This window comes from Pantoea sp. y20, from assembly GCF_054903455.1.
The window spans coordinates 2,321,671-2,345,109 of sequence record NZ_CM142816.1 but is presented as its reverse complement, the minus strand read 5'-3'; the positions used below and the strand labels follow the sequence as shown (position 1 = coordinate 2,345,109).

At 54.3% G+C, this 23,439-nt stretch carries 22 protein-coding genes; 12 read left to right on the top strand and 10 right to left on the bottom strand.

The genetic code is table 11. The features are described from left to right. Window positions 1–470 precede the first annotated feature (470 nt). The gene (locus tag ACYAC5_RS10985; protein ID WP_101764189.1) at window positions 471–2,036 is read left to right on the top strand and encodes a TerC family protein; all 1,566 of its coding nucleotides are present in this window, start codon (window positions 471–473) and stop codon (window positions 2,034–2,036) included. A 54-nt stretch (window positions 2,037–2,090) separates the two neighbouring features. Here the strand turns inward: ACYAC5_RS10985 and ACYAC5_RS10980 are convergent, their stop codons facing one another. The 4 genes from ACYAC5_RS10980 to pabB form a co-directional block, all read right to left on the bottom strand. Continuing rightward, complete coding sequence (locus tag ACYAC5_RS10980; protein WP_192234061.1) at window positions 2,091–3,653, bottom strand: EAL domain-containing protein; 1,563 nt, start codon at window positions 3,651–3,653, stop codon at window positions 2,091–2,093. A gap of 219 nt (window positions 3,654–3,872) precedes the next feature. Further along, window positions 3,873–5,237, bottom strand: coding sequence for an L-serine ammonia-lyase (locus tag ACYAC5_RS10975; protein ID WP_101764191.1), 1,365 nt, complete (start codon window positions 5,235–5,237; stop codon window positions 3,873–3,875). Between the two features lie 323 nt (window positions 5,238–5,560). Then, the gene (locus tag ACYAC5_RS10970) at window positions 5,561–6,130 is read right to left on the bottom strand and encodes a CoA pyrophosphatase (RefSeq protein ID WP_462061731.1); all 570 of its coding nucleotides are present in this window, start codon (window positions 6,128–6,130) and stop codon (window positions 5,561–5,563) included. 1 nt (window position 6,131) lies between these two features. After that, window positions 6,132–7,490: an aminodeoxychorismate synthase component 1 gene (gene pabB / locus ACYAC5_RS10965; protein WP_462061730.1), complete on the bottom strand. Its 1,359-nt coding sequence runs from the start codon at window positions 7,488–7,490 to the stop codon at window positions 6,132–6,134. 110 nt (window positions 7,491–7,600) lie between these two features. Here pabB and ACYAC5_RS10960 point away from each other — a divergent pair, with 110 nt between their 5' ends. Next, window positions 7,601–7,798, top strand: a complete 198-nt coding sequence (locus ACYAC5_RS10960; protein WP_008110398.1) for a YoaH family protein — start codon at window positions 7,601–7,603, stop codon at window positions 7,796–7,798. A gap of 14 nt (window positions 7,799–7,812) precedes the next feature. Here ACYAC5_RS10960 and ACYAC5_RS10955 read toward each other — a convergent pair whose 3' ends face one another. Beyond that, the gene (locus ACYAC5_RS10955; RefSeq protein WP_061718729.1) at window positions 7,813–8,157 is read right to left on the bottom strand and encodes a RidA family protein; all 345 of its coding nucleotides are present in this window, start codon (window positions 8,155–8,157) and stop codon (window positions 7,813–7,815) included. Window positions 8,158–8,281: 124 nt separating this feature from the next. On the opposite strand from ACYAC5_RS10955, the gene ACYAC5_RS10950 reads away from it, so the two are divergent. From ACYAC5_RS10950 to rnd, 5 genes are all read left to right on the top strand, one after another. Continuing rightward, entirely contained in the window at window positions 8,282–10,192 is a 1,911-nt protein-coding gene (locus tag ACYAC5_RS10950) for an ATP-dependent DNA helicase (RefSeq protein ID WP_176970030.1), read from the top strand. A gap of 51 nt (window positions 10,193–10,243) precedes the next feature. Beyond that, window positions 10,244–10,942: a tRNA (adenosine(37)-N6)-threonylcarbamoyltransferase complex dimerization subunit type 1 TsaB gene (gene tsaB / locus ACYAC5_RS10945; RefSeq protein ID WP_101764196.1), complete on the top strand. Its 699-nt coding sequence runs from the start codon at window positions 10,244–10,246 to the stop codon at window positions 10,940–10,942. Window positions 10,943–11,002: 60 nt separating this feature from the next. Then, on the top strand, window positions 11,003–11,596 hold the full coding sequence (locus ACYAC5_RS10940) for a Slp family lipoprotein (RefSeq protein ID WP_280171753.1): 594 nt from the start codon (window positions 11,003–11,005) through the stop codon (window positions 11,594–11,596). Between the two features lie 209 nt (window positions 11,597–11,805). Continuing rightward, on the top strand, window positions 11,806–13,482 hold the full coding sequence (fadD, locus tag ACYAC5_RS10935; protein WP_309834402.1) for a long-chain-fatty-acid--CoA ligase FadD: 1,677 nt from the start codon (window positions 11,806–11,808) through the stop codon (window positions 13,480–13,482). Between the two features lie 98 nt (window positions 13,483–13,580). Next, complete coding sequence (gene rnd / locus ACYAC5_RS10930; protein ID WP_462061729.1) at window positions 13,581–14,702, top strand: ribonuclease D; 1,122 nt, start codon at window positions 13,581–13,583, stop codon at window positions 14,700–14,702. Window positions 14,703–14,757: 55 nt separating this feature from the next. On the opposite strand, the gene minE is transcribed toward rnd, so the two are convergent. From minE to minC, 3 genes are read right to left on the bottom strand one after another with little or no spacing between them, the layout of a single operon-like run. Then, complete coding sequence (gene minE / locus ACYAC5_RS10925; protein ID WP_007889661.1) at window positions 14,758–15,027, bottom strand: cell division topological specificity factor MinE; 270 nt, start codon at window positions 15,025–15,027, stop codon at window positions 14,758–14,760. Window positions 15,028–15,030: 3 nt separating this feature from the next. After that, window positions 15,031–15,843, bottom strand: coding sequence for a septum site-determining protein MinD (gene minD / locus ACYAC5_RS10920; protein WP_007889662.1), 813 nt, complete (start codon window positions 15,841–15,843; stop codon window positions 15,031–15,033). Between the two features lie 33 nt (window positions 15,844–15,876). Beyond that, complete coding sequence (gene minC, locus ACYAC5_RS10915; protein ID WP_110866281.1) at window positions 15,877–16,587, bottom strand: septum site-determining protein MinC; 711 nt, start codon at window positions 16,585–16,587, stop codon at window positions 15,877–15,879. A 153-nt stretch (window positions 16,588–16,740) separates the two neighbouring features. Between minC and ACYAC5_RS10910 the strand changes: the two genes are divergently transcribed. The 3 genes from ACYAC5_RS10910 to ACYAC5_RS10900 all read left to right on the top strand — a co-directional run bounded on the left by ACYAC5_RS10910 (window position 16,741) and on the right by ACYAC5_RS10900 (window position 18,454). Then, complete coding sequence (locus tag ACYAC5_RS10910) at window positions 16,741–17,016, top strand: YcgL domain-containing protein (protein WP_110866280.1); 276 nt, start codon at window positions 16,741–16,743, stop codon at window positions 17,014–17,016. Window positions 17,017–17,283: 267 nt separating this feature from the next. Then, window positions 17,284–17,943: a fumarylacetoacetate hydrolase family protein gene (locus ACYAC5_RS10905; RefSeq protein ID WP_462061728.1), complete on the top strand. Its 660-nt coding sequence runs from the start codon at window positions 17,284–17,286 to the stop codon at window positions 17,941–17,943. A 64-nt stretch (window positions 17,944–18,007) separates the two neighbouring features. Further along, the gene (locus ACYAC5_RS10900; RefSeq protein WP_008110381.1) at window positions 18,008–18,454 is read left to right on the top strand and encodes a YcgN family cysteine cluster protein; all 447 of its coding nucleotides are present in this window, start codon (window positions 18,008–18,010) and stop codon (window positions 18,452–18,454) included. Between the two features lie 39 nt (window positions 18,455–18,493). On the opposite strand, the gene dsbB is transcribed toward ACYAC5_RS10900, so the two are convergent. Continuing rightward, on the bottom strand, window positions 18,494–19,024 hold the full coding sequence (dsbB, locus tag ACYAC5_RS10895) for a disulfide bond formation protein DsbB (RefSeq protein WP_462061727.1): 531 nt from the start codon (window positions 19,022–19,024) through the stop codon (window positions 18,494–18,496). Window positions 19,025–19,344: 320 nt separating this feature from the next. Between dsbB and fadR the strand changes: the two genes are divergently transcribed. Then, window positions 19,345–20,064 (top strand): fatty acid metabolism transcriptional regulator FadR, encoded by a 720-nt coding sequence (gene fadR / locus ACYAC5_RS10890; RefSeq protein ID WP_101764204.1) that lies wholly within the window; start codon window positions 19,345–19,347, stop codon window positions 20,062–20,064. A gap of 38 nt (window positions 20,065–20,102) precedes the next feature. Here the strand turns inward: fadR and ACYAC5_RS10885 are convergent, their stop codons facing one another. Further along, window positions 20,103–21,638 carry a SpoVR family protein gene (locus ACYAC5_RS10885; protein ID WP_101764205.1) on the bottom strand — a complete coding sequence of 512 codons (1,536 nt, stop codon included), beginning with the start codon at window positions 21,636–21,638 and terminating at the stop codon, window positions 20,103–20,105. A gap of 493 nt (window positions 21,639–22,131) precedes the next feature. Here ACYAC5_RS10885 and ACYAC5_RS10880 point away from each other — a divergent pair, with 493 nt between their 5' ends. Beyond that, a complete protein-coding gene (locus ACYAC5_RS10880) occupies window positions 22,132–23,433 on the top strand; it encodes a D-amino acid dehydrogenase (protein ID WP_101764206.1) in 1,302 nt (433 codons plus the stop codon). Window positions 23,434–23,439: the final 6 nt, after the last annotated feature.

Below are 23,439 nucleotides of genomic sequence, written 5' to 3'. Positions count from 1 at the left end.
GGAATCATTGAATATTACCGTTAGTGTTTCAGGTGGATCGTTGATGATGTGATAGAGAAAAAGCATCAATAAATAAAACGCAACAATCCGCTGCACAGCGATAAGGTCGCGATTTATTTTAGTGATCGAAAAAATAAATTATGTGATGTTTGTCAGCTATTTCGCGCGTAACGGTGCTAATGTGCACTTTTGTTCGATATTCCTGCGTTAACGTAGATATTTGTAAATGTAATAAATTTTTTTGACGTCGTTGATGTAACTGATACATTAGCGTTCTGTTTTTTATTCAGGAGTACCGGGCTTCAGCTCACCTTTATGGACCGTCACCGACGTCGCTCAACATGTTCTCAGCGCTTTTCCGCGCCCGCTTCCACGCTCTTCAGCGTTATCACCGCCTGTAACGATCTCTCGTCTCGCCCTCTGGTGCAGACTCAATTTCGTGCGCCTTCACGTCCGGTAAGGAGTCATTGATGGAATTTCTCTTCGACCCCTCAATTTGGGCGGGTTTGCTCACGCTGATTGTGCTGGAAATTGTTCTCGGCATTGATAACCTGGTTTTTATCGCCATCCTCGCGGACAAATTGCCGCCGAAGCAGCGCGATAAAGCCCGTCTAATCGGATTGTCGCTCGCCCTGGTGATGCGTCTTGGCTTGCTGTCGCTGATCTCCTGGATCGTGACGCTGACGCGGCCCTTATTCAGCGTAGGCGATTTCAGCTTTTCCGGACGAGATTTAATTCTGTTGTTCGGTGGTTTATTCCTGTTATTCAAGGGAACCATGGAACTGCATGAGCGGCTCGAGAACCGCGGGCTCGAACATCAGGGCAATAAGAGCTACGCCAGTTTCTGGGCGGTGGTGATTCAGATTGTGGTGCTGGATGCGGTGTTCTCACTCGACGCGGTGATTACTGCGGTTGGTATGGTAAACCATCTGCCGGTGATGATGACCGCCGTGGTGATCGCCATGGGCGTCATGCTGCTGGCCTCGAAACCGCTGACGCGTTTTGTGAATGAACACCCAACGGTGGTGGTGCTGTGTCTGAGCTTCCTGCTGATGATTGGTTTGTCGCTGGTGGCCGAAGGCTTTGGTTTCCACATTCCCAAAGGTTACCTGTACGCCGCGATCGGCTTCTCGATCATCATCGAGCTGTTTAACCAGATTGCGCGCCGTAACTTTATCAAGCATCAGGAACATCGCCCGATGCGTGAACGCACCGCCGAAGCGATTCTGCGTTTGATGGGCGGACGCCAGCGTAAGCAAGCGACGACAACTGAAGAAACCTCATTGACCGAAGCGATGCCGCAGGAAGCGTTTAAGGACGAAGAGCGCTACATGATCAACGGCGTATTGACGTTATCGCAGCGTTCAATCCGTAGCATCATGACGCCGCGCGGTAACATTTCGTGGGTGGATGTTTCGCGTCCGCTGGATGAAATTCGTATTCAGCTGCTGGATACGCCACACAGTTTGTTCCCGGTATGTCGCGGTGAGCTGGATGAAATCATCGGCGTGGTGCGTGCCAAAGAGCTGCTGGTGGCGCTGGAACACGGCATGGATGTGGCGACCTTTGCGGCTAACACGCCGGCGATAGTGGTTCCGGAAACCCTGGACCCAATCAATCTGCTGGGCGTGCTGCGCCGTGCTAAAGGTAGCTTTGTAATTGTCACCAACGAATTTGGTGTGGTGCAGGGCTTAATCACGCCGCTGGACGTGCTGGAAGCGATTGCCGGTGAGTTCCCGGATGAAGACGAAACGCCAGATATCATTGCCGATGGTGACGGTTGGTTAGTGAAGGGCGGGACCGATTTACACTCGCTGCAACAGCTGCTGGATCATCACGAGTTGGTGAAAGCCGATGAAGATCACGCCTCGCTAGCCGGTTTGTTGATTGCACAGAAAGGCCAGTTGCCGCTGCCCGGCGAAGTGATTGATTTGCCGCCGCTGCACTTCCAGGTGATTGAGGCGACCGATTACCGTATCGATCTGGTGCGCGTCACCAAAGATAAGCCATTCGATCACGAAGAACACGCCGGGTAAGTCATCGGACTGAAGTAAACAATAACGGCCACGCCAAAAGGAGTGGCCGTTTTTTTATGCGCTTAGCTGCGCCTGATGCTGCTCCAGCCATTGCGGGAAATCCTCAATCGGCATCGGGCGCGCGTAGAAATAGCCTTGCAGATGGTCGACGCCGCGCTCACGTAGATAGTGTGCCTGCTCGGCAGTTTCCACACCTTCCGCCACCAGTGAAATATTCAGGCGCTGCGCCAGCGAGATCACCATATCGGTAACGGTCGCGTTAATCGCATCGGTGCCAATGGCGGCGGTGAAAATCTTGTCGATTTTAAGCACATCCGGTTGGAGGTCTTTCAGATAAGCCAGCGAACTGTGGCCGGTACCGAAATCATCAATCGCCAGACGCACACCAATTTCATGCAGTTGCGACACCACCGATTGATCGATGATGGGCAAAGCGTCACGCTCCGTCAGCTCAACCACTAGTTTTGGCATGGGATTGGCCGGCCACCAGATATTTTGCAGATCTTCCACAATGGCGCGATCGCGAAAATGGCTGGCGGCAACGTTAATCGCAATGTGGAACGACGGACATTGCGGCAGATTGGGCAGCTCAGCCACGACTTTCGCCAGCACGAAGCGGGTCAACGGGGCGATCAGGTTTTGCCGCTCGGCCAGCGGAATAAACACGTCCGGCGCAATCCAGCCCTGACGCTGGTTATGCCAGCGCAGCAGCAGCTCCATGCCGTCACACTCGCCGCTTTTAGCGTTAATCAGCGGCTGGCAATAAACCATAAATTCGTTAGCGGTGATGCCATAACTGATTTGCCAACTGAGGCTCATGCGATTGGCGGTCGCCAGCCAGACGATGTACCCCATCAGCAGGCTGAGCATCAGCGCCAGCGGCAGCTGTGAAGGTAGCGTGTTAAGCGCCAGCCGGGCGGGAGAAGGGCCGTACAAGGTGATGCTAAACGGATAGCGCAGTGATGCCTGATCGTACGCCACTTCATCTTCAGACGGTTCAGTTTGTTCAATCAGCGGATTACCGTATTCAAGGCTCTGACCACCCACGTTGAAAATGGCGCGCTCAACCCACGGCAACTGCGGCTCCAGCAGATAATTGGTCATCAATTCAATATTAATGACTTGCAGCAGACCTTCGCGATTATCCAGCGATTTTGGCGTCCACAGCAGCAGCACCGGCGATCCTTTCAACAGATCACTGTCCGTGGCCAACATCATGCGCTGATTATTGATAGCTAATTCAGGATAGGTTTGGCTGAAGGAGAGGTTTTGCGGGCCAAAAATGCTGGAGCAGTAGAGCGCGTCGTCCTTAACCAGCAGCACGGTGCGCACGGTTTGCAGCGCGGCAATTTTCTCAATCAGCGGATAACGCACTTGCGCACAAGGTACGCCAACCAAACCGAGCGTGTTGTTGGCGGAAACATCCAGCGGCGAGAACATACGATCAAAGCGTTCAATCGCGCGGGTGGCGAAATTCAGCGACTGCTGCTCAATGCGCGATTTCTCTTCGATATAACGAAAAGTTAGCGTCAGGACCAGAACCAGCGAGGCGATCACTAACGCAATAAGCAGTCGCTTACGGCGAAATTGACCCACAAATTGCTGGGGAATGAGCATCAGTAACCACCTTGCAAAACAAAGATTGAAGCCAAATTAACGTGTAGGTTATCGGCATTGAGGCGGCCAGGTTTAGCGCGGCTGAATAAAAAATACGGCACTAAAAAAAGCGCGGCCACAAAGGGCCGCGCTCAAAATCAATGTATCTGTTTTACTCAGTTGGAGGTAGCTACAGATGAATAAAAATAGCCAACTGTTGTTTAAATCACCAGCGAAGCGTTAATCGCACTGGACCTTTATCGCTAATCCGCCGCGAGAAGTTTCACGGTATTTAGCGTTCATGTCCTTACCGGTTTCGTACATGGTCTCAATCACTTTATCCAGCGACACACGTGGTTCACTGGTACGGCGCAGCGCCATGCGCGCGGAGTTAATGGCCTTTACGGAAGCGATGGCGTTACGCTCAATGCACGGCACCTGAACCTGGCCGGCGACGGGATCGCAGGTTAATCCCAGATTGTGTTCCATGCCGATTTCCGCCGCCACGCACACCTGTTCCGGGCTGCCGCCCAGCAGTTCCGCCAGACCGGCGGCTGCCATGGAACACGCCACGCCTACCTCGCCCTGACAGCCCACTTCGGCACCCGAAATAGAGGCGTTCATTTTATACAGCACGCCAATCGCACCAGAAGAGAGGAAGTAGCGGATGAAGATATCGGGCGTAACGGGTTCGATAAAGTGATCGTAATAGGCCAGCACTGCCGGCACGATGCCGCAGGCACCGTTAGTAGGTGCCGTCACCACACGACCGCCGGCCGCGTTCTCTTCATTCACTGCCAGCGCAAACATATTCACCCAGTCGATCACATCCATCGGATCTTTCGAGTGCTTTGAGGATGACACCAGCAGACGGCGCAGTGAAGCCGCACGACGAGGTACGCGCAACGGACCCGGCAGCACGCCTTCGGTATTCAGACCACGATCGATACAGGCCTGCATGGTTTGCCACACGTTGCCAAAATAGGCATAAATCTCGTCGCGAGTATGCAGCGCCAGTTCGTTTTTCATCACCAAACCGGACAGCGACAGCCCACTTTCGCGACAGTGGCTGAGCAGCTCTTTAGCAGAGTGGAAAGGCCACGGCACAGAAACTTCGTTCAACACCGGTTGGCCGAAATGCTCTTCATCGACGATGAAACCGCCGCCGATGGAGTAGTAGGTTTTGCTTAGAATGAGCAGATCACCCGCGAAGGCAAACACCGTCATGCCGTTTTCATGCAGCGACAGGTTTTCACTGCGGAACACCATGCCACCTTCACGCGGGAAATCCACTTCGCGCGCGCCGTTGGCTAACAGCAGGCGTTCGCGCTGCTCCACATCTTTGATGAAGGCGGGAATGCCATCAATATCGACGGTGGCCGGTTCGAAGCCCGCCAGGCCCATGATAATCGCGATATCAGTGTGGTGACCTTTGCCCGTGAGCGACAGCGAACCATAGACGTCAACCGCCACGCGCGTCACGTCCTGCAATTTGCCTTGTTCGGCCAGCAGATCAACAAACTGCTTGCCCGCTTTCATCGGGCCGACGGTATGTGAACTGGATGGGCCGATGCCCACTTTAAACATGTCAAAAACACTAATCACCGGTGACACTCCTCACAAATCTTATTCTGCACGGCATAAGCCGTTTATGCGGCTAATAGTAATCGCCCATGCCGTATAACGAGCAGCTTTTCGCATGAAATAAACTAATTATAAACCCCAGAAATAGTTATCCGTTTGTACAGTTGTGAAGCGGATCGGTTTTCCCGGCGAAAGGCTAACGTTCAGCGCTGCGGATTGCCGGCCCAAAAGTGGCCCCGGCCTGCTCCGAAGCTTCAGTGTGTGCTGCTGAAAAGGGCACCTTTGCCAGAGCTCGCATCAGATCTAAAGCAAAAAGATATTTTAACTGGCAAGCATTAAGTGATTTACGGCAGGGCGATTTGTTGACCGAGCGCACGAATAATCCCGGCGGTCATGCCCCAGATAAAATAATCCTCATACCAGGATAACCAAACCTGATGTTGGCGATGACCACGGCGCAAGGTGAGATCGCTGTAGCGGCTCAAACGCAAAGCTTCCGCCAGCGGCATGGCAAAGGCGCTTTCCACTTCGTCCGGATTGAGCTGCAAAGCAAAATCAGCCGGAATAATGCCCACTACCGGCGTCACAGCGAAACCGGTGCTGCTGGTCACCGGCGGCAGAACACCGATGATCTGCACCTGTTCCGGCTGAATTCCCACTTCTTCCTGCGCTTCACGCAGTGCGGTGTGGATCAGCGAGGTGTCTGTGGCATCCTGCATGCCGCCGGGAAAGGCGACTTGCCCGGCGTGTTTACGCAGGTGTGATGAGCGACGCGTGAGCAGCAAGCCAGGTTCTGCGCCGTCGATCACCGGCACCAGTACCGCCGCACGGCGTCCGCTGATGGCACTTTTCGGCGCATGCAGCGGCGGTTGCAGGACAAAGTGGCTGAGGAACTGCTCAAGGGTTAAATTCATTTCAGGTCCCATCACGCAGGCTGGGCAAAATACGGTTCACCTTATGGAAGGTTTCCTGATATTCGGCATCAAGGTCGCTATCTGCCACTAATCCGCCACCGGCGGCGCAGTAAAGCTGGTGGTTTTCCGCAATCAGCGTGCGAATGGTGATGCTGGTATCCATACGGCCACACAGGCTGATGTAGCCGATGCTGCCACACCACGCATTGCGGCGATGCGGCTCTAACTCTTCGATGATCTCCATCGCGCGGATCTTCGGTGCGCCGGTGATAGAACCGCCGGGGAAGCAAGCACGCAGCAGATCGGTTGCGCTCAGCGCCTCAGGCAAACGTGCACGCACGGTGCTGACCAGATGATGCACCGCCGGGAAAGGTTCAACCACGAACAGTTCCGGTACGCTGACGCTGCCGGGCACGGCCACGCGGCCAATATCATTGCGCAGCAGATCGACAATCATCAGGTTCTCAGCGCGATCTTTCTGCGAGTTGGCGAGCTTCTCTGCCTGCAAACGGTCGGCCTCAGAATCAGCAAGACGCGGCAAAGTACCTTTAATCGGACGCGTTTCAATTTCCTGCTGCTGTAGAGAGAGGAAGCGCTCAGGCGATAAACTCAGCAGGGCGCTGTCTGGCAAACGCAGGAAGGCGCTGAACGGCGCGAGATTCGCCTGCGTAAGACGCAAAAATGCCTGCCACTCATCACCGCGATAGCCCGCCTGAAAACGCTGTGCCAGATTCACCTGATAACAATCACCGGCTTGAATATAGGCCTGCACCGCGTGGAACCGCTGCGCATACTGGTCATAACTGAGGTTGGATTGCCACTCGCTGGTCAAGGCGAAAGGCTCGGCAGGCGGCGCGGTTTGTGCTTGCAGCCAGTGCCAGCGCTGCTCTGCATCGGCGAGCGAAACCAGCGTCAGTTGTTGCAGATGGTGATCGGCGATCAGCGCCCAGTCATAAATGCCTACCGCCATATCCGGCGTGGTGAGATCCTGCAGCGCGCGCTGCGGCAGGTCTTCAAAGCGTCGTCCTAAATCGTAACCGAACAGGCCGAGGGCGCCGCCCTGAAACGGTAACCCGGCATCAAAAGCCGGCGTGACACCCAGCGCGGCACACTGCTGTTGCACCAGCAGCAGCGGATCGGCGGCGGAGTGAATGACGTCATCACCGCAGATAATTTCAGTGCTGGCACCGCGTGTGGTCAGCGTCGCGCGCGGATCGGCGGTGAGGATATCAAAGCGATTATCCGCATGATCGGCCTGGCCGGAGGTCAGCAACATCGCCCAGCGTTGGTGGGCTAGCGGAGCAAAAAGGTGTAACAGCGTTTCGGGCGTATACTTCAGAACGAGGCTTTTTACCATCATGGGACAAATCACTTCAGCAAGCAGGTCGCTAGCCTGACATATTTTTTTGTTGCTGGCACCCGTTTGTTCCACGTGGTAATAATGCGTCCCCCATGCACCAGGAGTGAATTATGTTTACAGGTCTTCCAGCGTTATCCCATGAGCAACAGCAGCAAGCGGTTGAACGCATCCAGGAATTGATGGCGGGCGGTATGTCGAGCGGACAGGCGATTGCGCAGGTGGCGCAGGAGATTCGTCAAACCTATAAAGGTGAAGCCATTCGGGCGATGTTCGAAGACGACGAGGATGAAGAAGACGACAACGAATAACGCCCGAACGGATTTTACAGCGCGGCGATGATTTTAATTTCGACTTTATACTTCGGGTTCATCAAACCGGCCTGCACGGTGCAACGCACCGGCGCATTGCCTGGCGAAACCCACGCATCCCAGGCGCGATTCATCGCCGGAAAATCGCTTTTCTCCACCAGAAAAATGGTGGCGTCGAGGATCTTGCTCTTATCCGATCCCACGCGCGTCAGAATGGCGTCAATCACCGCCAACGCATTGGCGGTTTGCGCTTCCGCATCTTCATCCAGGTTTTCCGGTACGCTGGTGTAATAGACGGTTTGGTTATGCACCACGGCTTCCGACATGCGGTGCTCTGGATCAATACGCGTAATGGTCATGCTGTTCTCCTTTAATTTTGCTGCGCTAGCCTGCCATATCCCAGGGGCGCATGTCATCTGTTGTGGTTGCCCGCCGGGAATCCTGACATAATTACAGTGGTTTTAATTTTTGATGTGAGGAAGTGTGGCAGACGATTTTGCAGCTGATGGCGCACTGGCGCAGGCAATTCCGGGCTTTAAACCGCGTGAAGCACAGCGCCAAATGGCCAAAGCGGTAACCGAGGCGGTGAAAACAGGCGGCGAGCTGGTAGTAGAAGCGGGCACCGGAACCGGTAAAACCTATGCCTATCTGGCGCCGGCATTGCGGGCAAAGAAAAAAGTCATTGTTTCCACCGGATCCAAAGCGTTGCAGGATCAGCTCTATAATCGCGATCTGCCTACCATCGCGCGTGCCCTTAAGTTCAGCGGCAAAACTGCGCTGCTTAAAGGACGCTCCAACTATTTATGCCTCGAACGTCTTGAGCAGCAGAATCAAACCGGCGGCGATCTCAGCGTTCAGGCGCTGGGCGATTTGATCAGCGTGCGCGGCTGGTCGTCAGAAACCACCGATGGCGACGTCAGCAACTGCAACGGCGTGGCCGAAGACAGCCCGATCTGGCCGTTTGTCACCAGCACCAACGATAACTGCCTCGGCAGCGATTGCCCGCTGTATAAAGATTGCTTCGTGGTCAAAGCGCGCAAAAAAGCCATGGACGCCGATGTGGTGGTGGTGAACCATCATCTGTTTCTTGCCGATCTGGTGGTGAAAGAGGGCGGCTTTGGCGAACTGATTCCGGAGGCCGATGTGATGATCTTCGATGAAGCGCATCAGCTCCCCGATATCGCCAGCCAGTATTTCGGTCAGCAGCTGTCGAGCCGTCAACTGCAGGACCTCGCCAAAGACATCATCATCGCCTATCGCACCGAAGTGCGGGATGTGCAGCAGCTACAGAAATCTGCCGATCGTCTGGCGCAGTGCGCGCAGGATTTTCGTTTGACGCTCGGCGAACCGGGTTTTCGCGGCAACCTGCGCGATCTGCTGAGCGATAACAACATCATGCGCATGTTTACCTTGCTGGATGATGCGCTCGAACTCTGTTACGACGTGATCAAACTGTCGCTGGGGCGCTCTGCGCTGCTGGACGCCGCCTTTGAGCGCGCGGCGTTGTATCGCACGCGCCTGAAACGGCTGCGCGCCATTGACGAGCCCGGCTTCAGCTATTGGTATGAGTGCAACAGCCGCCATTTCACGCTGGCGCTGACGCCGCTGTCGGTGGCGGAACGCTTCAGGGAAGTGATGGATAACCGCAAAGCTGCGTGGATTTTCACGTCAGCCACGCTGGCGGTGAATGAGCAGATGAGCCATTTCTCCAGCCGCCTTGGCGTGGATAACGCTACTACGATGATCCTCGATAGCCCGTTCGATTACACCCAGCAAGCGCTGTTGTGCGTGCCGCGCAACATGCCGGAACCCAATCATCCCGGCGGCGCGCGCCAGCTGGCGCGCATGATGAAGCCGCTGATTGATGCCAACAAAGGCCGCTGCTTCTTCCTCTGCACCTCGCACAAGATGATGCGCGAGTTAGCCATCGAATTCCGTGCTTCCATGACGTTGCCGGTATTGCTGCAAGGTGAAACCAGTAAAGGACAGCTGCTAAAGCAGTTCCTGGAAGCCGGTAACGCGCTGTTGGTCGCCACCAGCAGCTTCTGGGAAGGTGTCGATGTACGCGGCGATGCGCTGTCGCTGGTGATCATCGACAAGCTGCCATTTACCTCGCCGGAAGATCCGCTGCTCAAAGCCCGCATGGAAGATTGCCGCCTGCGCGGCGGCGATCCCTTCAATGATGTGCAATTGCCCGATGCGGTAATCACCCTGAAACAAGGCGTGGGGCGTTTGATTCGTGATACCGAAGATCGCGGCGTACTGGTGATTTGCGATCAGCGCCTGGTTTCTCGCCCCTACGGCGGCCTGTTCCTGAACAGTTTGCCACCCACGCCGCGCACCCGCGATATTGCGCGCGCCATCGAATTTGTCCGTCAGCCAGTGGATCACTAATTGTGCCAGGCTGTGATAAGATGCGCGCCATTTTGACTCTCTGAGGTTGTTATGTCCGCCCGAATTTTAGCCCTGGACACGGCGACAGAAGCCTGTTCTGCCGCGCTGCAAAATCTGCAGCAGATTGATGCCCGCTTTGAAATCGCCCCGCGCGATCACACCCAACGTATTCTGCCGCTGGTTCAGGAGCTGTTGCAGGCGCAGCAGCTGGAGCTGACCGCGCTTGACGTGCTGGCGTTTGGCCGTGGACCGGGCAGTTTTACCGGTGTGCGTATCGGCATTGGCATTGCTCAAGGGCTGGCGCTTGGCGCGAATCTGCCGATGATTGGCGTCTCCTCGTTAGCGACCATGGCGCAGGGCGCGTGGCGTTTGACCGGCGCGACGCGCGTGCTGGCCGCAATCGACGCGCGCATGGGCGAACTCTATTGGGCTGAATATCAGCGCGACGAAAACGGTGAATGGCAGGGCGCGGAAACCGAAGCGGTGATCAAACCCGACGTGGCGCAGCAACGTATTGCCGCATTAGGTGGCGAATGGACGGCTGTTGGCACCGGCTGGCAAGCCTATCCGCATCTGCTCACCTCGCCAGGCGCGCAGCTTATCGCCTCAGAGGTATTGTTACCCGCAGCAGAAGATATGCTGCCGCTGGCGCTCAGCGCCTGGCAGCGTGATGAAGCAGTTGCGGTGGAGAATGCCGAGCCGGTTTATCTGCGCAATGAAGTGGCATGGAAAAAGTTGCCGGGACGCTAGGCCGCGCGCAACTTATCTTCGCGTGCTCAGTCTAATCAGAGAAATAACAGGAGAAGTGCTATGCCAATAAGTCGTAAAGGGATGTCTGGCGCTCTGTTAGCCTGCGCAATGCTGCTCAGCGGCTGTGTTTCGGTGCCAGATTCAATTAAAGGAAGTTCTGAGCTTCCACAGCAAGATTTACTGCGCGTGATGAACGCGCCGCAACTGTTTGTCGGTCAGGAATCACGCTTCGGCGGGAAAGTGGTGAAGGTCACCAATCTTAACGGCTTAACGCGCGTGGAAATTGCGACCCAGCCGCTGGATGAGAGCGCGCGTCCGCGTTTAGGCTCAGCTTCGGTTGGCCGCATCTTTGCTGACATCCGCGGCTTTGTCGATCCGGTCGATTTGAATAACCAATACATCACGGTGCTGGGCAACATCAAAGGCACCGAGAAAGGCGATATCGGTAAGGCCAGCTACAACTTTGTGGTGATCGATGTGCGCGGCTATCAGCGCTGGCATCTGACGCAACAGGTGATGACGCCGCCGCAGCCGATTGATCCCTACATCTGGTATGGCCCAACGCGCCATCGTCCGGGATATTGGGGACCCAATCCGTATTGGGGTATGAACCTTGGCCAACCGGCGCAGGTACAAACTATCCTCACCGAATAAGCTATTAATGGTGTTATTTACGGCCCGGTCGCGGTGCGTGCGAACGGGCCTTTTTATTGGGCGCGCAACCGATGCGCGAAATTTAGTGATGCGCTTCGCAACCTGAAAATGCCGAAACAGGCAAACTGGTACAATCAGTTAAAATATTGTTAACAACATTGATTGTCGAGGCGGAGATGGCTACGCAACAGGATTATCGGGGTGATTCTTTGAATAAGGTTTGGCTCAAACGCTATCCGGCAGATGTCCCTGCGGAAATTAATGCGGATCGTTACGCTTCTCTGGTCGATCTTTTCGAGCACGCAACAGAGCAATACGCCGATCAGGTGGCTTTCATCAATATGGGCCAGCCGATGACCTATCGGCAGCTGGAAAAGCAAAGCCGCGCCTTTGCCGCCTGGCTGCAGCAAGGTTTGGGCTTAAAGCAGGGCGATCGCGTGGCGCTAATGATGCCCAATCTGCTGCAATATCCCGTCGCGCTGTTTGGCGTACTGCGCGCTGGCATGGTGGTGGTCAACGTCAATCCGCTCTATACGCCGCGTGAACTCAAGCATCAGCTCGTTGATAGCGGCGCCAGCGCCATAGTGATCGTCTCGAACTTTGCCCACACGCTGGAAAAAGTGGTGGCCGAAACGCCGATCAAACATGTGATGTTAACGCGTATGGGCGATCAGCTGGCGCCGGTGAAAGCCACGCTGGTGAACTTCGTCGTTAAATACGTGAAAAAGCTGGTGCCAAAATACCATCTGCCGGGCGCGGTCCCGTTCCGCAGCGCCTTGTCGCAGGGCGAACAGATGACCTATCAACGCCCAACCGTGACCAATGACGATCTCGCTTTCCTGCAATACACCGGCGGTACCACCGGCGTGGCCAAAGGCGCGATGCTGACGCACCGCAATATGCAGGCTAATCTGGAACAGACTAAAGCTACTTACGGCAAGCTGCTGCGTCCGGGCAAAGAGCAAGTGGTGACCGCGCTGCCGCTCTATCACATCTTCGCGCTGACGGTGAACGGGCTGTTGTTCCTTGACCTTGGCGGCACCAACCTGCTGATCACTAATCCGCGCGATATTCCCGGCTTTGTTAAAGAGCTCAGCAAGTTCCCGTTTACCGCCATTACCGGCGTGAACACCTTGTTCAATGCGCTGCTGAATGATGCCAATTTCAATAAGCTCGATTTCTCTACGCTGCGCCTGTCAGCCGGCGGCGGCATGGCGGTGCAAAAAGCGGTTGCCGAGCGCTGGGAAAAACTCACCGGACACTATCTGCTGGAAGGTTACGGCCTGACCGAGTGTTCGCCGCTGGTGTCAGTGAATCCGTATGACATTACCTGTCATACCGGCAGCATCGGTTTGCCAGTGCCGTCCACCGATGTGCGCATCGTCGATGATGAAGACAAGGATGTGGCGCCAGGTGAAGCGGGCGAGCTGTGTATTCGCGGTCCGCAGGTGATGACCGGCTACTGGCAGCGCGCCGACGCTACCGATGAAGTGCTGAAAAATGGCTGGCTGCATACTGGTGATATTGTTACCGTTGATAGCGAAGGCTTTATTCGCATCGTCGATCGTAAGAAAGACATGATTCTGGTGTCAGGCTTTAACGTGTATCCTAACGAGATCGAAGATGTGCTGATGCAGCATGAGAAAGTGCGTGAAGCCGCGGCGATTGGCGTTCCCAGCGATCTGTCGGGCGAAGCGGTAAAAGTGTGCATCGTGAAGAAAGATCCTTCACTGACGAAAGAAGAAGTGCTGGATCATTGCCGTCGCCAGCTCACCGGCTACAAAGTGCCGAAGATTATCGAGTTTCGTGACGAGTTGCCGAAGACCAACGTCGGCAAAATTTTGCGCCGCGAATTGCGTGATGAGGCGAAGCGAGAAGGGCAGTAACGCGCCATTCTCCTCAGGTTAACGCCGGCACAGTCCGGCGTTTTTATTGCTTTTAACATGGAGCGCTGCGCGTAGTTTGCCGCAGCGAGAAAGACAACGTGAATTACACCCTGATCGACCAAAATGACCAACTGGCCGCCGTGTGCGAGAAAGCACGCCAGCACGCCGCCGTGGCGCTGGATACTGAATTCGTGCGCACCCGCACCTACTATCCGCAGCTCGGCCTGATTCAGCTGTTTGATGGCGACCAGCTGATCCTGATCGATCCGCTTAATATCAGTGACTGGACGCCGTTTGTGGCGCTGTTGCAGGACAAGCAGGTCACCAAATTCCTGCACGCCGGTGGCGAAGATCTGGAAGTGTTCCTGCATCGCTTTAAATGCCTGCCCGACCCAATGATTGATACGCAAATTCTGGCGGCGTTTACCGGCCAGGCGCTGTCGTGGGGCTTTGCCTCAATGGTGATGCATTTCAACCAGATCGAGCTGGATAAAAGTGAATCGCGTACCGATTGGCTGGCGCGTCCGTTAACCGAACGTCAATGTGAATATGCCGCTGCCGATGTCGCCTATCTGCTGCCGATTGCCCATCAGCTGGTGGCGCAAACTGAAGAAGCCGGCAACATGGCGGCGGCGTTAAGCGAATGCAATATGCTGTGTCAGCGCCGCCTGGATGTGCTGCAACCGGAAGAAGCCTGGCGCGACATCACCAATGCGTGGCAGCTACGTCCGCGTCAGCTGGCGGCGTTGCAGCACCTGGCCGCGTGGCGTTTAAACCTCGCGCGTCAGAAAGATATGGCGGTGAACTTCGTGGTGCGCGAAGAGAATCTGTGGAAAGTGGCGCGCTTTATGCCGGGCAGCCTTGGCGAGCTGGATCATTTAGGGCTGAACGGCCACGAAATCCGCTTCCACGGTAAAGCGATGGTGGCGCTGGTGGCTGAAGCGCAGGCGCAGGATGAAGCGACTTTGCCACAGCCGCTGCCCAATCTGATCGATCATCCGCACTACAAACAGGCGTTCAAAGCCATTAAAGCGCTGGTGCAACAGGTGAGTGAAGAGAGTGGTTTCAGCCAGGAACTGCTGGCATCACGTCGGCAGATTAATCAGGTGCTGAGCGTGCATTGGGGATTGAAAAACGCGTCGCGCACACCTGAGTTACAGACAGGCTGGCGGGGCGACTTGCTGAAAGCAGGTATCGACGAGATTCTGCAGGCACTTTAATGCGAGCATTTTCCCCTGCGCAACACCGCAGGGGAAAATCAGGAAACCGCTTTAATCATTTAGGAACGTCTTCCGGCTCCGGCAGTGTCACGTTGAGCTCGAGGATCGAGATATCATCCCCTTTCTGATCCAGCTGAACGGTCACCATATCCGGGTCAATTTTTACGTATTTACAGATCACTTCCAAAATATCGCGCTTCAGCTGCGGCAGATAGTGGGGCTCACTGTCGCCCCTTCTGCGTTCGGCTACGATAATCTGCAGCCTTTCCTTGGCTATATTGGCTGTGTTCTTCTTACGGGATAAAAAGAAATCAAGTAATGCCATTGGTTATCCCCCGAACAGGCGTTTAAGGAAACCCTTCTTCTCTTCTTCGATAAAGCGGAAGGGGCGTTCTTCGCCAAGCAGGCGATCTACGGTATCAGCATAGGCTTTACCGGCGTCAGCGTTTGCGTCGAGGATCACCGGCTCACCCTGGTTAGAGGCGCGCAGGACAGATTGATCTTCCGGGATAACGCCAACCAGAGGAATGCGCAGAATTTCCAGCACATCTTCCATGCTCAGCATATCGCCACGGGTTACGCGGCCAGGATTATAACGGGTCAGCAGCAGATGCTCTTTCACCGGATCCTGGCTGTTCTCTGCACGACGGGATTTCGAAGAGATGATGCCGAGAATACGGTCGGAGTCACGTACTGAAGAGACTTCCGGGTTGGTGGTGATGATGGCTTCATCGGCGAAGTACAATGCCATCAGCGCGCCGGTTTCGATACCTGCTGGTGAGTCACAGACGATAAAGTCGAACTCCATCGCCGCCAGATCGTTCAGCACTTTTTCAACGCCTTCACGCGTCAGTGCATCTTTATCGCGCGTCTGTGAAGCTGGCAGAATGTAGAGTTGCTCTGTGCGCTTGTCGCGAATCAGCGCTTGATTCAGCGTTGCATCGCCCTGAATGACGTTTACAAAGTCATATACCACGCGGCGTTCACAGCCCATGATCAAATCCAGGTTACGCAGACCGATATCGAAATCGATGACGACGGTTTTTTTGCCTTTCTGCGCTAACCCGGTAGCGATGGCCGCGCTTGACGTGGTCTTGCCAACGCCCCCTTTACCCGATGTAACTACAATAATGCGTGCCATAAATGTTGATTTCCTTAACGAAAGAAAAGGGGCTTAATTAAGTGTCTGAATGGTAAGCGCGCCCTCTATCAGGCTGAGGCGCGCCGCTTTACCAAAGAATTCCGCCGGGATTTGATCGATCATCCAATATTCCCCGGCAATAGAGACCAACTCTGCGGCGAGGTTGGTGCAAAAAATCTGGCTGTCGCGTTGTCCGCCGACGCCGGCTAACGCGCGACCGCGCATCATGCCGTAAATATGGATGTTACCGTCGGCGACCAGTTCGGCACCGGCGCTGACGCTGCTGGTGACGATGAGATCGGCATTGCGCGCATAAATTTGCTGGCCCGAACGCACCGGCGTATTAATGATGCGGGTTTTACTGGCGGCATCCGCCACCACCGCCGGAACAACTGGCGCGGCTTCAGCGACCGGCGCCGCGACTTGTTTGCGGCTCTCTTTACCTTCAGAGAGCACCGGCAAGCCCGCGCGGGCAATCATTTTTTTCAGGGCTTCATCTTTGCATCCGCTGACACCCACGATACGCAGACCGGTCGCCATCACCGCTTGTTGCATTTGTTTCCAGTTAATGTCGCCGGTTAACGCTGATACATTTAGCACCACCGGCGCATTCAGCAAAAAGGCCGGTGCCTGATCGATTTTGTCCTGTAGCGCCTGACGAATCACCTCGGGTTGCGAATGATGCAGATGAACGACTGACAGGGTAAAACTGCTTCCCTTGAATTCGATTGGCGTTTGCGACATCTGTGCTGACTCAGTCCTGTTTTACGACCCTTAAATGTACGCCGATAAAATCGGCAATAACATCAAACGGTCAATATTCGAAGTTCTGCAAGCATGTTATAGTTACTGCTATATTCAGGCAAGTGACGCCATCGGTTAATTCGAGTAAAAAATATGTTTTGTGTGATCTACAGAAGCCCGCAACGTGAACAGACTTATCTGTATGTTGAAAAAAAAGACGATTTCTCACGGGTGCCGGAAGAACTGCTGCGTGGCTTCGGCAAACCCCAGCTGGCCATGGTGCTGTCACTGGATAAGCGTGACAAGCTGGCTAACGCGGATATCAATAAAGTTAAGCAAGGTTTAAGCGACCACGGCTTTTATTTGCAAATTCCACCGCCGGTTGAAAGTCTGCTCAACATTCATCTCGATCAGGGTAAAAAAGATTAATTCAGATTCCTCTGTAAATATATCCTGTAGAAATAATCAGTGCTATTTGCGTTAATTAACTGCCCGCTTTAACCCTTTATTGCGGGCAATTATCCCGGCGTTTAGCTGATTTTGTTGTATACGATTAATGACTTTTGACAATTTCCGCCACGCCTGCCGCCATAAACCCGCTAATATATTCCACCTCAGCGTGCCGCGTTCCGGCACTGAACCAGACTTCATCGCCAGATGCACTGGCGGCAAACACAACCAAAGCAGGGGAATAGCATGTATCAGCATCTTAACTGGCAGGGCGCTCTGTTGGATTATCCGGTCAGCAAAGTGGTTTGCGTCGGCAGCAACTATGCAAAGCACATAAAGGAAATGGGAAGTGCCACGCCAACCGAACCGGTAGTGTTTATCAAACCGGAAACCGCGGTGTGCGATCTGCGCCAGCCGCTGTCAATCCCGGCAAATTTTGGTGAAGTGCATCATGAAGTGGAGCTGGCGGTGTTGATTGGCTCGACGCTGAAGCAGGCGAGCGAAGAGCATGTGGCGAAGGCGATTGCCGGTTATGGCGTCGCGCTGGATTTGACCTTACGTGACGTGCAGGCCGGGTTGAAGAAAGCGGGCCAACCGTGGGAAAAATCCAAAGGTTTCGATAACTCGTGTCCGCTGTCAGGTTTTATTCCGGTTGCCGAGTTCAGCGGCGATCCCCAGAACACCGAACTGAAGCTGATGGTTAACGGCGAAGTGCGTCAGCACGGGACGACCGCCGATATGATCCACAAAATTCTGCCGCTGATTGCCTATATGAGCCAGTATTTCACCCTGCGCGCGGGCGATGTGGTGCTGACCGGTACGCCTGAAGGCGTTGGCCCGATGCGTTCTGGCGACAAGCTGGAAGTATCGCTGGCGGGTCACGGTATTTCGACGCGCGTTCTGTAAAACTTGCATCACCGCACCTGAACCTTTATAAGGTGCGGTCTCTTTGCTAACCCGGACCGCCATCATGACTGAACAACCTTTCTGGCAGACTAAACGCCTTGACCAAATGAACGACGCAGAGTGGGAATCCCTGTGCGACGGCTGCGGCCAATGTTGCTTGAATAAGTTGCAGGATGCGGATACCGACGAAATCTACTTCACCAACGTGGCCTGCAATCAGCTGAATATCAAAACCTGCCAATGCCGTAACTACGAGCATCGTTTTGAGTTAGAAGAGAATTGCATCAAGCTGACGCGTGAAAATCTCACCAGCTTTGAATGGCTGCCGCGTACCTGCGCCTATCGCGTGTTAGGGGAAGGCAAAACCTTGCCGGCCTGGCATCCGCTGATCGCCGGTTCTAAAAAGGCGATGCATGCGCAGCGCATTTCAGTGCGTTTTATTGCGGTGCGTGAGAGTGAAGTGCGGGATTGGGAAGAGCATATAATCGATCGACCGGATCGCAACGGTTAAACATAAAACAGGCAGCCAGGGCTGCCTGTTTTTTTGTGTTTAACGTCCGAACAGATCGCGGCGTTTCGGTTTGAACGGTTGTGCAATCAACACCAGCAGCGCCACCAGCAGATAAGCGCCGAATATCACGATCATCCACTGCGGCATGCTCCAGGTCAGGAAAGTCCAGCCGCGCTCGGCGCAGTCACCGCTGGCCACAAACACCGAGGGCAACCATGTATCCAGTGGCAACCAGGTTGGGAAACGTGCGGCAAAGTCGCAGGTGACAAACGGATTGGGATGCAGCTGAATCATGGTGTGATCGTAAGAGAGACGAGTGCCTTCAATCGCGCTATAAATCCAGATGAGGATCGCCGCCCAGCGCAGCGGGGTTTTCGGTGCAATCGCACCCACGATGCCCGCGCCCATCACGCCAAACAGCGCGCAACGCTCATAAATACACATTACGCAGGGTTGCAGCCCCATGACGTGCTGAAAATACAACGCCGTCAATTCAAACGCTAGCGCCGTCAGGGCCAGCAGAAGCCAGGCACCGCGTCCACGCGAGCATTGATTCAAATATCGCAACATATTGCTTTTCCTGTAACCGTTAATGTTTCGCAGTGTAAACCAAAAGCGCAACCGTGCCAGCCAGGTAAAGGGAAAAAATCATGTACAAAAATGACTTAAGTCGCGTTGAGGCCAAAAAAGATCCGGCCATGCGCTTCATCCGATAAGTGCAAGCCACAGGAGCAGCGCAAACGTGTGCTTGCCAGCGTTTTTTCATCTGAATTCACGGCTGAATTTTGCGCCAGCGCGCGCTTTTAATCGGTTGGCAGGCTATTTCCGCTATAGCCGCTCTGGTATGATGAGTCGCATTACGATAAAGAAAGCAACGAGAAATAAATGCTATGGTGATTAAGGCGCAGAGCCCCGCGGGATTTGCGGAAGAGTATATTATTGAAAGCATCTGGAACAGTCGTTTTCCGCCGGGATCCATTCTACCTGCCGAACGTGAGCTTTCTGAACTGATTGGTGTGACCCGCACCACGTTGCGTGAAGTCTTGCAGCGTCTGGCGCGCGATGGCTGGTTGACCATTCAACATGGTAAACCGACGCGCGTAAACGATTTTTGGGAAACCTCCGGTTTAAACATCCTCGAAACCCTGGCCCGACTCGATCACGATAGCGTCCCCCAGTTGATTGATAATCTGCTGTCGGTGCGGACTAACATCTCTTCGATTTTTATCAGCCGTGCGCTGCGTCATCATCCTGATAAAGCGCGCGAAGTGCTGGAAAATGCACTGATCGAGGAAGACAAAGCCGAAGCCTATACCGAGCTGGATTATCGCGTGTTCCGCGGCCTGGCGTTTGCATCAGGTAACCCGATTTATGGTCTGATTTTGAATGGCCTGAAAGGGTTGTATACCCGCGTGGGTCGTCACTACTTCTCCAGTCTGGAAGCGCGTGAACTGGCGCGAAACTTCTATCGCCAGCTGGCTGACCTGTGCGTGGCTAATCCTTCGCAGGAGCAGATTGTCGATAGCGTGCGTGAATACGGACGCCGCAGCGGTGAGATTTGGCACAAGATGCAGAAAAGCATGCCGGACGATTTAGCCAGCAAGCGATAAAAGAAAAACCGGACTTCGACAGTCCGGTTTTTTTTGCCTTATAACGTTGGGCCGCGCGTGGGCGAACGATCCAGCAACTCGACGCTGCCGTCTTCATTCTGCTGTTCCAGAATCACATCAAAGCCCCATAAACGGTGGACATGCTTCAACACTTCTTTGCGGCTCTTATCGAGCGGCGCACGCTGTTGCGGCACATAACGCAGCGTCAGTGAGCGATCGCCACGCAAATCCACGTTGTAGACCTGAATGTTAGGTTCCAGATTGCTCAGATTGTACTGCGCCGACAGCTGCTGACGAATGGCGCGGTAACCCGCTTCATCATGGATCGCCGCAATTTCGAGGAAATTGTTGCGGTCATCATCCATCACCGTGAACAAGCGGAAATCACGCATCACTTTTGGTGACAAGAACTGGCTGATAAAGCTTTCGTCCTTGAATTCACGCATGGCGAAATGCAGGGTTTTCAGCCAGTCGGAACCGGCAATGTCCGGGAACCAGTAGCGATCTTCTTCGGTCGGTGTCTGACAGATGCGTTTAATGTCCTGGAACATCGCGAAGCCCAGCGCATACGGGTTGATGCCGTTATACCACTGGCTGTTATACGGTGGCTGATACACCACGTTGGTATGGCTGTGCAGGAACTCCATCATAAAGCGTTCCGACACTTTGCCTTCGTCATACAGATGATTAAGGATGGTGTAGTGCCAGAAAGTGGCCCAGCCTTCGTTCATCACCTGCGTCTGTTTCTGCGGATAAAAATACTGGCTAACTTTGCGAACAATGCGCAGCACTTCACGTTGCCAGGATTCCAGCAGCGGCGCATTTTTTTCCATAAAATAGAGCAGGTTTTCCTGCGGTTCAGAAGGGTAGCGCGATGCCTCAACGTGCACCGACTCTTTCTCTTTACGCGGCAGGGTGCGCCACAGCGTATTCACCTGACTCTGCAAATACTCTTCGCGGCTCTGCTGGCGCGCCTTCTCTTCCTGCAGCGAAATTTTCTGCGGACGCTTATAGCGATCCACACCGTAGTTCATCAACGCATGGCAGGAATCGAGCAGCCGCTCAACTTCCTCCACGCCATAGCGCTCTTCGCAGTCGGTAATGTAATTTCGCGCAAACAGCAGGTAATCCACAATCGAACTGGCATCGGTCCAGCTGCGGAACAGATAGTTATTTTTAAAGAAAGAGTTGTGACCGTAACAGGCGTGCGCCATTACCAGCGCCTGCATGGTCATGGTGTTCTCTTCCATCAAATAGGCGATACACGGATTGGAGTTGATGACGATCTCATACGCCAGGCCTTGCTGACCATGCTTGTAGCGCTGTTCCGTTTCGATGAATTTCTTGCCGAACGACCAGTGCGCATAGTTGATCGGCATACCCACGCTGGAGTAGGCATCCATCATCTGCTCGGAGGTGATCACTTCAATTTGGTGCGGATAAGTTTCCAGTCCGTAACTTTTGGCTACGCGGTCAATTTCCGCCAGATAATCATCCAGCAGTTCGAAGGTCCAGTCGGGACCATCACTGAGTCGTTTACTGTTGCGGGTTGGCTCGTCAAAGATTGTCGTCATAGCGCACCTCTGTTTTGCAAGCGGCAGGAGTTACCTGTCACGATCGTTTAAGGCCTCATCCTGAGTAAAGATGGCCCAAAAAACTGAGCGAACACTTCAATGATAGTCCACTGTCGCCTATCCGAAACTGAATCTCAATCGAATTCTTTTGGCAGAAAATCATTCAAAAAGCGTTAGTTAAGCTGATACTGATGACAAGTGTTGGTTAGGTTTCATTTTGCAGAATAATGCTCTGTTTATAAGTGGATTGTATGACTGCGGCGCTTTCTCCTGAAAAAAGTCAAAACCGCTGCCCTCCGCATAATAAATTGCTAATTAAGGGATTTAAGGCATAAAAAATCCTGATTTTGCCGCTGTTGCATGATTTCAGTGTGCAGTCAGGTAAAAAACATGTGAAATAAGTCGGTCGAATGTAAGATTTCAATAGCGGTCGGGTTATGCTGTGTTGGGCTGGGTTAATAGTTAATTATTCTTTTGCTGCGACGAGGGGCTTATGCGCGTAGTGATTCTTGGTAGTGGTGTGGTTGGGGTAGCGAGCGCATGGTATCTGGCGCAGGCCGGACATGAGGTCACGGTTATCGATCGTCAACCTGCCGCCGCGCTGGAGACCAGCGCCGGTAATGCGGGACAGATTTCACCGGGCTATGCTGCGCCCTGGGCGGCGCCGGGCGTTCCGCTGAAAGCGGTCAAATGGATGTTCCAGCGTCACGCGCCGCTGGCGGTACGTCTTGATGGCAGCAAATTCCAGCTGGAATGGATGTGGAATATGCTGCGAAACTGCGACATGCAGCACTATCAAGAGAATAAGAGCCGCATGGTGCGCATCGCGGAGTACAGCCGCGACTGCCTGAAAACGCTGCGCGCCAGCACCGGCATTGCCTATGAAGGTCGGCAGGGCGGCACGCTGCAGCTGTTCCGCACTCAGCAACAGTTCGAAAGTGCCAGCAAAGATATCGCCGTGCTGCGCGATGCGGGCGTGCCCTATGAGCTGCTGGAAGCGCATCAGCTCAAAAATGTCGAACCTGCGCTGGCGGCCACGGCGCATAAACTCACCGGCGGTTTGCGTCTCCCTAACGACGAAACCGGCGACTGCCAACTGTTCACCCAACGTCTGGCTGCGATGGCAGCGGCGGCGGGCGTAACCTTCCGCTACAACACCTCGGTTGATCAGTTGTTGCGTGAGGGCAATCGCATTTATGGCGTGAAGTGTGGCGATGAAGTGATCAAAGCCGATGCTTACGTGGTGGCATTCGGTTCCTATTCAACCGCGCTGCTGAAAGACATTCTCGCCATCCCGGTTTACCCGTTGAAAGGCTATTCGCTGACGATTCCAATCAAGAATGCCGACGCCGCACCGGTTTCCACCATCCTCGATGAAACTTACAAAGTGGCGGTGACGCGCTTTGACGATCGCATTCGCGTGGGCGGTATGGCAGAAATTGTTGGTTTTAACACCAAACTGTTGCCAGCACGACGTGAAACGCTGGAGATGGTGGTCCGCGATCTCTATCCTGAAGGCGGATTTGTCGAACAGGCCACGTTCTGGACCGGACTGCGTCCAATGACGCCAGACGGTACGCCGATTGTCGGGCGCACGCCGCTCTCCAATCTCTATCTCAATACCGGTCACGGTACGCTGGGATGGACGATGGCTTGTGGTTCCGGTCAGCTTCTGGCTGATTTAATTTCTGGTCAGAAACCGGCGATTGCCGCAGATGATTTGTCAGTGCTGCGCTACCTGCCAGGTTTTGAGCCACATTCTTCGCCACTGCGTAACGCCAGCGCGGCGCGCTGAGACCTC

Bases quoted from the DNA above. Each gene is read 5' to 3' on its own strand.
- ACYAC5_RS10985 (WP_101764189.1), top strand. From the start codon at position 471: ATGGAATTTCTCTTCGACCCCTCAATTTGGGCGGGTTTGCTCACGCTG.
- ACYAC5_RS10980 (WP_192234061.1), bottom strand. From the start codon at position 3,653: ATGCTCATTCCCCAGCAATTTGTGGGTCAATTTCGCCGTAAGCGACTG.
- ACYAC5_RS10970 (WP_462061731.1), bottom strand. From the start codon at position 6,130: ATGAATTTAACCCTTGAGCAGTTCCTCAGCCACTTTGTCCTGCAACCG.
- pabB (WP_462061730.1), bottom strand. From the start codon at position 7,490: ATGATGGTAAAAAGCCTCGTTCTGAAGTATACGCCCGAAACGCTGTTA.
- ACYAC5_RS10960 (WP_008110398.1), top strand. From the start codon at position 7,601: ATGTTTACAGGTCTTCCAGCGTTATCCCATGAGCAACAGCAGCAAGCG.
- ACYAC5_RS10955 (WP_061718729.1), bottom strand. From the start codon at position 8,157: ATGACCATTACGCGTATTGATCCAGAGCACCGCATGTCGGAAGCCGTG.
- tsaB (WP_101764196.1), top strand. From the start codon at position 10,244: ATGTCCGCCCGAATTTTAGCCCTGGACACGGCGACAGAAGCCTGTTCT.
- ACYAC5_RS10940 (WP_280171753.1), top strand. From the start codon at position 11,003: ATGCCAATAAGTCGTAAAGGGATGTCTGGCGCTCTGTTAGCCTGCGCA.
- minE (WP_007889661.1), bottom strand. From the start codon at position 15,027: ATGGCATTACTTGATTTCTTTTTATCCCGTAAGAAGAACACAGCCAAT.
- minD (WP_007889662.1), bottom strand. From the start codon at position 15,843: ATGGCACGCATTATTGTAGTTACATCGGGTAAAGGGGGCGTTGGCAAG.
- minC (WP_110866281.1), bottom strand. From the start codon at position 16,587: ATGTCGCAAACGCCAATCGAATTCAAGGGAAGCAGTTTTACCCTGTCA.
- ACYAC5_RS10910 (WP_110866280.1), top strand. From the start codon at position 16,741: ATGTTTTGTGTGATCTACAGAAGCCCGCAACGTGAACAGACTTATCTG.
- ACYAC5_RS10905 (WP_462061728.1), top strand. From the start codon at position 17,284: ATGTATCAGCATCTTAACTGGCAGGGCGCTCTGTTGGATTATCCGGTC.
- ACYAC5_RS10900 (WP_008110381.1), top strand. From the start codon at position 18,008: ATGACTGAACAACCTTTCTGGCAGACTAAACGCCTTGACCAAATGAAC.
- dsbB (WP_462061727.1), bottom strand. From the start codon at position 19,024: ATGTTGCGATATTTGAATCAATGCTCGCGTGGACGCGGTGCCTGGCTT.
- fadR (WP_101764204.1), top strand. From the start codon at position 19,345: ATGGTGATTAAGGCGCAGAGCCCCGCGGGATTTGCGGAAGAGTATATT.
- ACYAC5_RS10885 (WP_101764205.1), bottom strand. From the start codon at position 21,638: ATGACGACAATCTTTGACGAGCCAACCCGCAACAGTAAACGACTCAGT.
- ACYAC5_RS10880 (WP_101764206.1), top strand. From the start codon at position 22,132: ATGCGCGTAGTGATTCTTGGTAGTGGTGTGGTTGGGGTAGCGAGCGCA.